General features: G+C 69.7%; 11 protein-coding genes. 6 read left to right on the top strand and 5 right to left on the bottom strand.

The genetic code is table 11. The annotated features are described in order from the left end of the window. Nucleotides 1-22 precede the first annotated feature (22 nt). Nucleotides 23-715: a Crp/Fnr family transcriptional regulator gene (locus tag MFF26_RS22960; RefSeq protein WP_137830308.1), complete on the bottom strand. Its 693-nt coding sequence runs from the start codon at nucleotides 713-715 to the stop codon at nucleotides 23-25. A gap of 330 nt (nucleotides 716-1,045) precedes the next feature. On the opposite strand from MFF26_RS22960, the gene MFF26_RS22955 reads away from it, so the two are divergent. The 3 genes from MFF26_RS22955 to MFF26_RS22945 all read left to right on the top strand — a co-directional run bounded on the left by MFF26_RS22955 (nucleotide 1,046) and on the right by MFF26_RS22945 (nucleotide 4,837). Further along, on the top strand, nucleotides 1,046-1,297 hold the full coding sequence (locus MFF26_RS22955; protein WP_171015509.1) for a hypothetical protein: 252 nt from the start codon (nucleotides 1,046-1,048) through the stop codon (nucleotides 1,295-1,297). An 82-nt stretch (nucleotides 1,298-1,379) separates the two neighbouring features. Further along, nucleotides 1,380-4,088 carry a DUF2339 domain-containing protein gene (locus MFF26_RS22950; protein ID WP_137830307.1) on the top strand — a complete coding sequence of 903 codons (2,709 nt, stop codon included), beginning with the start codon at nucleotides 1,380-1,382 and terminating at the stop codon, nucleotides 4,086-4,088. Between the two features lie 341 nt (nucleotides 4,089-4,429). Continuing rightward, the gene (locus tag MFF26_RS22945; RefSeq protein ID WP_137830306.1) at nucleotides 4,430-4,837 is read left to right on the top strand and encodes a hypothetical protein; all 408 of its coding nucleotides are present in this window, start codon (nucleotides 4,430-4,432) and stop codon (nucleotides 4,835-4,837) included. 317 nt (nucleotides 4,838-5,154) lie between these two features. Here the strand turns inward: MFF26_RS22945 and MFF26_RS22940 are convergent, their stop codons facing one another. Then, on the bottom strand, nucleotides 5,155-6,063 hold the full coding sequence (locus tag MFF26_RS22940; RefSeq protein ID WP_238308612.1) for a phosphatase PAP2 family protein: 909 nt from the start codon (nucleotides 6,061-6,063) through the stop codon (nucleotides 5,155-5,157). 116 nt (nucleotides 6,064-6,179) lie between these two features. Here MFF26_RS22940 and MFF26_RS26655 point away from each other — a divergent pair, with 116 nt between their 5' ends. Continuing rightward, nucleotides 6,180-6,563 (top strand): transposase, encoded by a 384-nt coding sequence (locus MFF26_RS26655; protein ID WP_137830304.1) that lies wholly within the window; start codon nucleotides 6,180-6,182, stop codon nucleotides 6,561-6,563. A gap of 239 nt (nucleotides 6,564-6,802) precedes the next feature. Here the strand turns inward: MFF26_RS26655 and MFF26_RS22935 are convergent, their stop codons facing one another. Both MFF26_RS22935 and MFF26_RS22930 read right to left on the bottom strand, forming a co-directional pair. After that, nucleotides 6,803-8,104, bottom strand: a complete 1,302-nt coding sequence (locus tag MFF26_RS22935; RefSeq protein WP_238308611.1) for an MFS transporter — start codon at nucleotides 8,102-8,104, stop codon at nucleotides 6,803-6,805. An 80-nt stretch (nucleotides 8,105-8,184) separates the two neighbouring features. Further along, nucleotides 8,185-9,360 carry a pyridoxal-phosphate-dependent aminotransferase family protein gene (locus tag MFF26_RS22930; protein ID WP_137830302.1) on the bottom strand — a complete coding sequence of 392 codons (1,176 nt, stop codon included), beginning with the start codon at nucleotides 9,358-9,360 and terminating at the stop codon, nucleotides 8,185-8,187. A gap of 147 nt (nucleotides 9,361-9,507) precedes the next feature. Here MFF26_RS22930 and MFF26_RS22925 point away from each other — a divergent pair, with 147 nt between their 5' ends. Next, nucleotides 9,508-10,245 (top strand): GntR family transcriptional regulator, encoded by a 738-nt coding sequence (locus MFF26_RS22925; RefSeq protein WP_137830301.1) that lies wholly within the window; start codon nucleotides 9,508-9,510, stop codon nucleotides 10,243-10,245. Between the two features lie 46 nt (nucleotides 10,246-10,291). Then, on the top strand, nucleotides 10,292-10,510 hold the full coding sequence (locus tag MFF26_RS22920; protein ID WP_238308610.1) for a hypothetical protein: 219 nt from the start codon (nucleotides 10,292-10,294) through the stop codon (nucleotides 10,508-10,510). A 167-nt stretch (nucleotides 10,511-10,677) separates the two neighbouring features. On the opposite strand, the gene MFF26_RS22915 is transcribed toward MFF26_RS22920, so the two are convergent. Beyond that, nucleotides 10,678-11,550, bottom strand: a complete 873-nt coding sequence (locus MFF26_RS22915; RefSeq protein WP_137830300.1) for an SDR family oxidoreductase — start codon at nucleotides 11,548-11,550, stop codon at nucleotides 10,678-10,680. Between the last annotated feature and the right edge of the window lie 160 nt (nucleotides 11,551-11,710).

Below are 11,710 nucleotides of genomic sequence, written 5' to 3'. Positions count from 1 at the left end.
GGGGCGACTCGGTCGCTCAGTATCACGCGTCTTCCCGCAGCGCCTCCTGCACCCGCGCCTCCAGCAGGTCGGGGCGGCGGATGACGAGGGCGCCGCGGGTGCGGTCGATCAGCCCCTCGCCCGCCATCACGGTGAACTCGCGGGTCACCTGCTCGCGGCGGCAGCCGATGCGGGCGGCGAGGACATGGTGATAGGGCGGCGGCGTCACCACCCGCTCGCCCTCGTGTCCGGCCCGCGGCACGGAGAGGCGCAGCAGCTCCGCGTAGAGGCGGTGGCGCAGGTCGAGCAGGGCATGCTCCATCAGCCGCGTGTTCAGCTCGCGCACGCGCTTGGCGAGCAGCCGGAACAGCCGGTCGGCGATGGGCTCCGAGGCGAACACGATCTGGCGGAACACGGCGGCCGGCACCACGCAGACCTCGCCCCGGGTCAGCGCCGTGACGTTGGCCGAGCGGCCGATCCCGTCGAGGGCGGCGAGTTCGCCGAAGAAGGCCCCCGCCCGCATCTCGCCGAGGATGACCTCCTTGCCCGATTGCGAACGGTTGAGGATGCGCACCTCGCCGGTGGCGAGGAAATACACGTCGGTCGAGATGTCGTCGTAGTCGACGAGCGTCTCGTTCTCGTCGAAGCGCCGCCAGTGGCAGCGCGTCTCGTAGGGGGAAAGATCGACACCCGGTTCCTTGAAGAACGGGATGCTCGCCAAACGGCCTGTCGCCACGCCTCGGAAACCTTCTTCGCGCGGACGGGATCGTGGAGCCGGCGCTCCGGCGGGTCAAGCCGTCGCGCCCGGCCGAGACACCTTCGCCGTGGATGAGTGTCCCGACCGTATTCTCGGTGCTGTCGCCACAAGACGCGCCACGCGTACCGGACGACGACATACAACCGAATGACCAGACTCGGAACGAACAAGCAACGACGCTCACGCATTCATGAACTGATCGAGCATGCAACAGGTTTTTTGCCAGCTCTTAAAAAATTTCCGCGTGCTTTCCGGAAATCCTAACCGTATCGTTAATGCATGGAGCCGCTGCGGTCGCGGAGATAGTCGATGATGAGCACGGACCGTGATTTATTTCTTCAAGACGCGTTCGAGGTAGGACTGATTTCGTCGGACGAAATCGCAAGCTCGATTGGTTGTCTCGTGTGGGATTCTTCACCGAACGGCGTCGACGTCGAAGTCGATCCGGGCGCCGTCATCCCCGACACCGTCCATCTCTCGATCGCATCGCTGGCCATCGATCGGCCCTGCGCCGTGGTGGAGCGCGAGGGCTGCCGGCTGCATCTCGCCTATACGCGCTGACGGCCCGGCTGTGAGCGTCCACACGCGCGCCGCCCCCGCACCGCGTTAAGGTTGCCGCCTTCCGAACCGGACGGCCGGCCCCATGGACGACAGCCTTCTTCTCCTTCTCGTCCTGATCGGCCTCGGCCTTGCCGTGTCCGGACCCGCGGGCCTCGTCGCGGCACTGGTGCAGCGCGGTCGCGTCGCCGATCTGGAGCGGCGCCTCGCCCGGCTCGAAGGCGGGGTCGCCCCAGAACCGCGATCGGAAACGATCCCGCCGGAGACGGAGCGGCCGGACGCCGTCCGCGCCGCGGCACCCCGCGCGCAATCGACGCCGCCTCAGCGGAGCCAGGTCCCGAGAATCGCACCGGAGCGCATACCGGCAACACCGGAGCAGGCCGCCGCGCGACCGGGCGCGCCGCGCCCCTCCCTGGAGGAACGGTTCGGCACCCGCTGGACCGTCTGGATCGGCGGGCTGGCGCTGGCCTTCGGCGGCGCCCTGATGGTGCGCTACTCAGCCGAGCAGGGGGTCTTCGGGCCGGGCATGCGCGTCGCGGGTGCCATCGCGCTCGCGCTCGCGCTGCTCGCCGCGGGCGAGGTCCTGCGGCGGCGCCTGCGCGGGACGATGGCGGGCTCTGATTCGCTTCCCCCGTCGATCCCGACATGGCCCGACGTGCCCGCCGTCGTCACGGCCGCCGGCATCGCGGCCCTGTTCGGGGCGCTCTACGCGGCGCATGCCCTCTACGGCTTCCTCGGGCCGCTCGCGGCCTTCTCCGGGCTCGCGGCGACGGGACTCGCCGCCATGGCCGCGGCCCTCCTGCACGGGCCGGTCCTGGCCGGCCTCGGCCTCGTCGGCGCGATGGCGACGCCGCTCCTGATCGGCGGTGGGTCGGCGAGCCTGTGGCCGCTCGCGCTCTACCTGCCCGTGGTGACGGGCAGCGCCTACGGCTTCGCGTGGCTCAGGGGCTGGCGGGCGCTGGCCGTGGCCGGCGGCCTCGGTGCGGCGGCCTGGAGCGTGCTGCTGGCTCTCCACGCCGCGGGGGCCGGACCGGCGCAGACGCATCTCGTGCTGCAGGGCGCGCTCGCGGTCCTCGTCCTCGCCGTTCTGCCGGGCCGGGGCACGGCGGATGCGCAGGCGCGGCCCGACCGCTTCGCCGCGGGGGTGCTCGCCGGCTTCGCCCTCGTCGCCGGGGCGGTGCTCGGCCTGACCGCCGACGAGGGAGCGGGCGCCGGCTGGATCGCGGCGGCCTTCGCCGCATCGGCCCTGCCCGCCGCCGCCGGGTTCCTCGCCGCCCCGGCCGCCCTCGGCCTGCCGGTGGCGGTCGGGGGCCTCGTCGCCACCCTCGCGCTCTGGCCGGAAACGGGCGAACCCGCGCGCGGCCTGCTCGGCCTGTGGCACGGCACCGACGCGCCGGGGACGATGCTGGGCTTCGCCGCCCTCACCGCCGCCACGATCGCCGCCCCCGGAGCCCTGCGGCTCCTCGGGGGCAGCCGCCTGCCCTACGCGACCGCCCTCGCTTATGCCGCGGGCGCGGCGCTCGGTCCGCTGGCGGCCCTGACGCTTGCCTTTCTGCGCCTCTCCGACGGCGCGGTCGCGCCGGGCTTCGCGGCGATCGCGGGCGGCCTCGGCGCCGGCTTCTGCGGGCTGGCCGCCCTCTGCCGCCGGGAGGCCGGACGCAGGCCCTCCCCCGCCCTCACCCTCGGCCTCGGCACCTTCGCGGCGGCCTCGGTGGCGGCCCTGTGCCTCGGGCTCGTCTTCGCCGTCTCCGGCGGATCGCTGACCCCGGCCCTGGCCGCCGCCGCTCTCGCGACGGCGCTGATCGCCCGCCGCCTCGACATCCCGGCCCTGCGCGTCTGCGTGGCCGGGCTCGCCGTCTTGGTGGCGCTGCGCCTCGCCTGGGACCCGCTGCTGACCGGCCCCGGCCTGTCGGCGACGCCGATCCTCAACGGGCTCCTCCTCGCCTACGGCCTGCCCGCGCTCTGCCTGGGCCTTGCCGCCCGCGCGATCCGCCGGGGCGCGGCGGATGGGCCGGAACAGGTCACCCAGGCGGTGAGCCTCGTTCTGGCGGCCCTGCTCGTCTTCCTCGAGATCCGCCACGCGCTCCATGGCGGCGACCTCGCCGCCCCGGATACGAGCCTGCTCGAACAGGGGCTGACCACGCTCTCCGCCCTCGGCTTCTCCCTGGTGATGGGGCACGTCTCGGGCGCGGGCGCCTCGCCGGTCGTCCGGTTCGGGGGAATCGCCTTCGCCGTCCTCGCCCTGGTGCAGGGCGGGCTCGGTCTCGGGCTTGCCGTCAACCCGCTCCTGACCGACGAGCCGGTGGCGGGCGGCCTCCTCGTCAACGACATCCTCCTCGCCTACGGAGCACCGGCCCTGGCCGCCCTCGCCCTGGCCCGGACCGCGCCGGGGCGTCGTCCGCGATGGTTCGTGCGGGCCGCGGGGCTGTTCGGCCTCGCCCTCGCCTGCCTCGGCACGGGGCTGGCCGTGCGCCACGGCTTCCAGGGGGAGCGGATCGGTCTCGATCGCGGGACGAGCCAGGCCGAATGGTACGCCTATTCCGCGGCGGGGCTCACCCTCGGCCTCCTCGCGCTCGCCGTCGGGATCCGGCGGCGCTCGACCCTGCCCCGCCTCGCCTCGGCGGTGCTGATCGGGCTCACGACCCTCAAGGTGTTCCTGTTCGATCTCGCCGGGCTGGAGGGCCTGTTGCGGGCCCTCTCGTTCCTCGGTCTCGGTGCCTGCCTGATCGGCATCGGTCTCGTCTATCAGCGCCTCGTCTTCGCGCGGCCCGCGTCGGCGAGCCCGGCCGGGTGAGACCATCCCATTCCGGGACCGCGATCGAGACGGCGCCTTGAGGGCCGGCTAACCTGAACCGGTCATTCTCTTCCTCGGAGCCGCGTTGCGTATCGGCTCCGTCGTGCGGACACGACACGCCCCGCCGTTCCGAGAGGACGGCGGGGCTGCCCGCCTCCGGCGCGCCGGCTTCCCGACCCATGGCGGATCGGCAGGTCGCTCGGCCCACCCCTGACCCAAGCGGATCGGTTTCATCCCGTCGGCATCGTAGCGAGCGGGCGGGACGCGCCGTCTTGCCTTAAGGTTTCCATCATCTGTCGCCGGAGAAACGATCCGGAAGACGGCGGAACAGGACAGGCGCGATGACGGGTGAGACGGGCAAGCCGGCGGACGAGGACGATCGGGCGGTCGAGCGGCTGACGCTCTACATGCTCAAGGAAACCTACGGCGCGGCGGCCGCGGCGCTGATGCGCATGAACCCGAAGGCGGCGGGGGACCTGTTCCAGGCCTTCGAGCGCCAGATCGCCGAGGCGCTGGAGCGGATGCACATCCACCGCTCCGAGGGGCCGGACTCGACCGCCATCGCCGTGGCGGTCGGCGGCCGCATCGCCGACATCCTCGACCACGCCCATCGCCGCCAATTCGAGGCCCGCACCGCCGCGCCGCCGCCGGCAGAGGATCCGACCCTCAGGGCCGCCCGCGAGGCCGGCATCTCGCAGGACGCTGTCGAGGTCCTGGCCACCCTCCAGCACCGATGGCCGAAGGGTTAGCATTACAGCTGCGTTTCATTTTAGGTTGCGGGAAGGCTGTCCCTGGATGGCTTTTGGCGCTGGCGTTCCCGTTTGGCGTCTGTGATCCGTCGTCAAGAGCGGCCCCCGCTCGACGCACGGCGCCCGCACCACCTCCTCCGGCATCTCTCGCACGAACGGCGTGATCGGGCCGATCTGCTCTCGAATTGCGGGTTTGGGCACTCCCCGGCGCTGTGACCACCGGGCCGATGCGTGCGCTCGGTCCGGTGTGGAGGTAGGCGCGGCCATCCTGGGCTGGCTTTCCCCTCGGGAGTAGGCTTTGGCGATCCAATCCACCTTCAGGCTGCGAGATTGGCCGACGTGGCCACAGGCTGCGCTGGCCCAGTACTCCACCGGGCGAGCGTCACCCGACTCCATGGCCCGAGCCAGCCGGCGACATGGAAGGACACGGCCGCAACGAGGAGTCCTGCAAGACAATCGCAGATGTGGTGAGCACCGTGCGTCACCGCAGAGATTGTCATCGCGGCGTTGAGAGCGGCGATAGCCCAGCGTAGGCGCGGAACCGACCAGAGCGCTGCAGTCCCAAGGTAGGCGACCGCGCAGTGGAGAGACGGAAATGAGATTATGGGACCGACCTCGGCCAACGTGATCGTGCGCAGCGTGCCGTTTCGGAGGGCCAATAAGTCCGGCAGAGGCGTGGCGCCGTGCAAGAGCAATGACTCTGTGTCCGGACCAACCAGCCCGGCTGCCCCCGTAGCGGGCAGGACGGCGCTCACCGCCACCGTTACCAACCCGCAGAGCATGAAGGCCAGCGTGAAGCGGTCCGCACGGCTTGCTGCGCCCAAAGCTATCAAAAATAGCGGCGTGAAAACCAATTGAAAAAAGAATGTACTATAGCACAGCCCCAGAATGAAAATTACCACAGGCCATTCTATAATTTGCTTTTGAAAGGACAGCCACTCAAATCCAAAGGATCGATCTATCGAAATAAATAAATCGTCTTGCAGCGGAAATGCAAACGCCTGGACACTATAGGAAAGGGCGGCGACACATAATGCATGCGTCATCAAGATTGCCAAAAAACCTGTCACAGCGAGTATGCCATGCTCGTGCATGGATCTCACGTGGAAATACACGGTCCCGGCAATAATCACAGCGGGGACCAAACACTCAGGTGCCGATGCATTGATCCAAACACCTGTAAGGCATTGCATACAGAGCGCAGTGGCGAGCGAGAGAACGGGCATTCCATACGTCAGGGGCGACGGCCCAGGCGCGTTGGCTAAACAATTCATAAAATGGCGCATCAGCATAAGTCGTATTATTGAAAGAATACAACTTATGCATGAGTCGTTGATATCAAGTGAAGCGCCTGAAGCCGCATGCGAGCCTCGCGATCGATGACACGGCGTTGCCCAAGAAGGGCGAGCGCTCGGTCGGGGTCGCACCGCAAGACGCCACCGCGCTGGGCAAGAATGGTAACTGCCGATGCGGGCCTTGCTCACGCTCGCCCGCGGTGGGCTCCCCGTTCCGATCGGTCTGTGGCAGTTCCTGCCCGGGATCTAGACGGGCGATCCCGACCGGAGGTGGTACGAGCCGGCGTCCCGGAAGATCTGCGTCGCCCGCGCATCAAGGCAGAGATTGCCCTGTGCGAGATCGACCGGGTGCGGCCGGGGATGCACGCTTCTCGGCGGTGTGCTGGCCGATTCCGATTCCGGGAGCGCCGCTCCGGTTCGGCAGGCGCTGAGCGAGCGCGGCCTGACCTGAGCGGTCGGCATCTCCCAGCGCAGTAAGGTCTGCCCACTCGACGTCGCGAGGGTCTTCCCCGTCGCCGGACGGGGTCGCCCGAACGGCGGATGCCGGCTTTCGGCAAAACGCCGATGCGGCAGAAGAACCCGGAGAAGCGTCCCGGATCCGCAATCCGGGACGCTTCTCCGCAGACACCCCGGCACCCCGCCGAATCGGCGCCCCTTCGGAATCCCGGTCCTATTCCGCCGGCACGGTCCGCGGCGGCGTCGGATCGGGCGCATCGAGGAAGGGGCGTTCCGGGTGCATGGTGAAGGCGAGCCCCGCGCCGAGGATCAGCAGGCCGATCGAGCCGGCGAACGGCAGGATCCAGTTGCCGGTCACGTCGACGATGAAGCCGAACGTCAGCGGCGAGACGATCGCGGCGAAGGCCGAGCCGAAATTCATCAGCCCGCTCGCGGTGCCGGCATAAAGGGGGGCGATGTCCATCGGCACCGACCAGATCGGCCCGATCACGAGTTCCAGGAAGAAGAAGCCGCCGGAGAGCAGGAGCGCCACCAGGGTGAGTTCCTTGGTGAAGAAGACGCCCGCGAGGCAGGCGGCGGCCCCCAGCATGCCGAAGGCGATCACGTTGCGGCGCGCCTTCTGCAGGTCGCCGGTTCTGCGCAGGATGCGGTCCGAGGCCAGCCCGCCCAAGGTGTCGCCGATCACGCCCGCGAAGAACACGCCCGAGGCGAACAGGGCCGAGTTCTTGATGTCGAGGCCGTAGCCGTCCTTGAAGAACGAGGGCAGCCAGTTGAGGTAGAGCCACAGCGACCAGCCGTAGCAGAAATAGGTCAGCATGACGGGGGCCATCCGCACCACGAGGCGGCGCCACGGCACCGGAGGCTTGACCGCGGGTGGGGCGGCGCGGTCGCGGATCGCGAGGCGGGCCAGGTCCGCGTCGGTCACGCCCTTATGCGTGCGCGGATCGTCCCGGTAATAGGCGAACCAGACCACGACCCAGACGAAGCTGACGAGGCCCAGGATGACGAAGGCCCCGCGCCAGCCGACGAAGCCCATCAGCACCACCACGAGGGGCGGCGTGATGGCGTTGCCGAAGCGGGCGAAGGAGTGGGTGATGCCCTGCGCGAAGCCGCGCTGATCCTTGGCCACCCAGGATTGCATGGCGCGGGTCGCGGTGGGGAAGGTCGCCCCCTCGCCGAAGCCGAGGGCGAAGCGGGCCAGGAACAGCGAGACCACGCCGCCGACGAAGCCGGTGGAGATGGTGGCCGCCGCCCAGATCAGGCCGCAGATGAACAGGGTGCGCCGCGCCCCCCATTTGTCGGCCATGGCGCCGCCGACGATCTGGAACACCGCGTAGGGGTAGGCGAAGGCCGAGAAGACGAGGCCAAGCTGGGTGTTGGTCAGCCCGAGTTCGCCTTTGATCGCCGGCCCGGCGGTGCCGACATTGACCCGGTCGACATAGGTGATGAAGTACATCAGGCAGAGCAGGAACAGCACCATGCCCGGCGCCGTCACGCGGCGAGGGATCGTGATCATCGGCGGTTTCCTCCGGTTCTTCGGACAACCGCCCCAGGGCCGTATCGGGTGCACGGCTTTCCCGAAGCGCGGGTGATCGGTCAGCCGTCGAGGCCGGCCCCCAGGCTCGCCATCGCGGCGAGCACGCCGCCGGACCGGTGCGGCACGCGGGACGCGGCGAGCGCCATCTCGACCCCCGACAGGGCCCCCATCAGGGTCAGGTCGTTGGTCTCGCCGAGATGGCCGATGCGGAAGATTTTGTCGGACAGCTTCGACAGGCCGGCGCCGAGCGAGAGGTCGAACCGCTCGAGCGCCACGGCGCGGAAGGCGTCGGCCCCCCGTCCCTCCGGCATCATCACGGCGGTAAGCACCGGCGAATGCTCGTCCGGATTCTGGCACAGGACCTCCAGACCCCAGGCCTCCACCGCCGCGCGGGTCGCGGCGGCGAGCCGGGCGTGGCGGGCGAAGACGGCGTCGAGCCCCTCCTCCCTCAGCATGGCGATGGCCTCGCGCAGGCCCCAGAGCAGGTTGGTGGCCGGCGTGTAGGGGAAGGTGCCGGAGGCGTTGGCCTTCAGCATCTCCTCCCAGTCCCAGTAGGACCGGGGCATCGTGTTGTGGCGGGCGGCGGCGCGGGCCTTCTCCGAGATCGCCGTGAAGCCGAGGCCCGGCGGTAGCATCAGGCCCTTCTGCGACCCGCTGACGGTGACATCGATGCCCCATTCGTCGTGGCGGACATCGACCGAGGCCAGGGAGGAGATGGTGTCGACGAGGAACAGGGCCGGGTGGCCCGCCGCGTCGATCGCCCGGCGGATCGCGGCGATCCGGCTCGTCACGCCGGTCGAGGTCTCGTTGTGGACGACCATCACGGCCTTGATCGACCGGGCGCGATCCTCGGACAGCCGGGCCTCGACCGCGGCGGGATCGACGCCGCGGCGCCAATCGCCGGGCACGAACTCGACCTCGATGCCGAAGCGGGCCGCCATCTGTCGCCAGAGCGTGGCGAAATGGCCGGTCTCGAACATCAGTACCCGGTCGCCCGGCGAGAGCGTGTTGACGATCGCCGCCTCCCAGGCCCCCGTGCCCGAACCCGGATAGATGATCACCGGACCCTGGGTGCGGAACACCCCGCGGATGCCCTCCAGCACCTCGCGGCCGAGCCGGGCGAATTCAGGCCCGCGATGGTCGATGATCTGCCGGTCCATGGCGCGCAACACGCGCTCCGGCACCGGGCTCGGCCCGGGAATATGCAGGAAATGGCGTCCGGTCCGGCCCGTCATGGCGTCTTCTCCCCGGCGCCGGGTTCGTGCTCGGCGCGTCTCCGCGTCAAAATTGCATTCAAAATTGCCTGAGACAAGCCGTATCATGAAGGCAATTCTGCCGTCGACCTCGGTCGAGGCCGCTGCTACCAATCGCCGATGTCCGCCATGACCCTCGCACCGATCGATTCGGACGGCACCGACGCCGCCGCCTCTCCGACCCTCGGCCCGCCGCCGAAGCCGCGGGAAAGACTGGTGCCCTCCCTGCACGACGAGGTGCTGGCGCGGCTGCGCGACTTCATCGTCGAGGGCAATCTCGCCGCCGGGGCGCGGGTGCCCGAACGGCTGCTCTGCGAGCGCTTCGGCATCTCCCGCACCCCCCTGCGCGAGGCGCTCAAGGTCCTGGCTTCCGAGGGGCTGATCGAACTGCTGCCGAACCGCGGCGCGCGGGTGCGCCGGATCGACGAGCGGGAGCTGGTGGACCTGTTCGACGTGATGGGCGGGCTCGAGGCGCTGGCCGGCCGCCTCGCCTGCGAGCGGGTGACGGAGGAAGACTTCGCCGAGATCGAGCGGCTGCACCACGCGATGTACGGGCATTATCTCCGCCGCGACCTGCACGGCTACTTCGCCTGCAACCAAGCGATCCACGACCGCATCGTCGAGGCCGCCGGCAACGCCGCCCTCAGGGCGACCTATGCGGGCTTCGCCGGACGCCTGCGACGGGTGCGCTACTCGGCCAATCTCGATGCCGACCGCGACCGCTGGGGCGAGGCGATGCGGGAGCACGAGGAGATCCTCGACGCGCTCCGCCGCCGGGCGGGAGCGGAACTCGCCGACATCCTGTTCCGTCACCTGCGCAACAAGCGCCGGGCCGCCGCCGACCGCGAAGCCCAAATCTCCGAGTAGCCAGATCCGAACACCCTGACTTTTGCATGCATTTTAGTAGATCAGAATGCCGCGTTTCTCCGCCAATCTCAGCCTCCTGTTCACCGAACGCCCGCTGGTCGAGCGCTTCACAGCGGCGCGGGACGCCGGCTTCGACGCCGCCGAGATCCAGTTCCCCTATGCCGAGCCGGCGGAGCGGCTGGGTGAGTGCCTGCGCGAGAGCGGCCTATCCCTCGTGCTGCACAACCTGCCCGCGGGCGACTGGGCGGCCGCGTATCGCGGCTGAGAAAGCGCGGGTCGCCCCCATATCGAAGGGGCGACCCTCGCAGGCGCGTCCTCGGGCATGTCCTGCCGAAGGGGAGCGCCGGGGACCGCGCGGCCGGCCGGAGCTCTCCTTCGAGGCCGAGCCGATTTTGGCCCCTCAGGATGAGGGATCGGCTCGGAAGTCGTCCGTCACAGCACCGGCATCGCGCCGGCCACGGTGATCAGCGCGCCGGAGGTGTAGCTGCTCTCCTCGGCGGCCAGCATCACGTAGGCCGAGGCCAGTTCCGCCGGCTGGCCGGGGCGGTCGAACGGCACTTGGCTGCCGAAGGTCTTCACCGCGTCCTGGCTCATTCCGGAGGGGATGAACGGCGTCCAGATCGGTCCCGGCAGCACGCCGTTCACGCGGATGCCCTTCTCGGCGAGCAGCTGGGCGAGGCTGAGCACCATGTTGCTGAGCGCCCCCTTGGTGGCGCTGTAGGCCATCAGCGTCGGCATCGGGTGCTTGGAATTCACCGAGGAGGTGAAGATCACGCTGCCCCCCGGCGGCAGATGCGCCAAGGCCGCCTTGGTGGCGTAGAAGCTGCCGAACACGTTGGTGCGGAAGTGTTTCTCGAACACCGCGTCGTCCAGCGCGTCGAGGCCCCGGTTCGGTTCCTGGAAGGCGGCGTTGTTCACGAGCACGTCGAGGCGGCCGAACTCCCGGGCCGTGCGGTCCACGATCTCGCGGGCGAAGGCGGCATCCTTGATGTCGCCGGGCAGCAGCAGGGCGCGCTTGCCCGCCTTCTCGATCCATTGGCCGACCGCTTCCGCGTCCGCCTGCTCCTCGGGGAGATAGGCGATGGCCACGTCGGCGCCCTCGCGGGCATAAGCGATGGCGACCGCCCGGCCGATGCCGCTGTCGCCGCCGGTGATGAGCGCCGCCTTGCCGGTCAGCTTGCCCGCGCCCTTGTAGCTCTCCTCGCCGTGATCCGGCTCGGGCTCCATCTTCGGCGTCTTGCCGGGGAAGCTCTGGGGCTGCGCGGGAAAGGGCGGGCGCGGATATTTGGTCAGCGGATCGGTCATCACGGCTCCTGTCGTGGATTGCCGCGACAACCGGGCCCGCCCGTCCCTGTTCCACCCCGCGCCGCTGGGCCGCGGCTTCCGCCGAAGCGGGGCTTCGGGTGTTTGTCCCCGCTTCGGCTTGCCCGACAGGCCGACGACGGCCCCTCGGACCGATGTCTCA

It is taken from the genome of Methylorubrum suomiense (assembly GCF_022179765.1).
GTDB lineage: Bacteria > Pseudomonadota > Alphaproteobacteria > Rhizobiales > Beijerinckiaceae > Methylobacterium > Methylobacterium suomiense.
The sequence above is the reverse complement of the archived record's forward strand: the minus strand, read 5'-3'. Positions and strand labels throughout refer to the sequence as shown.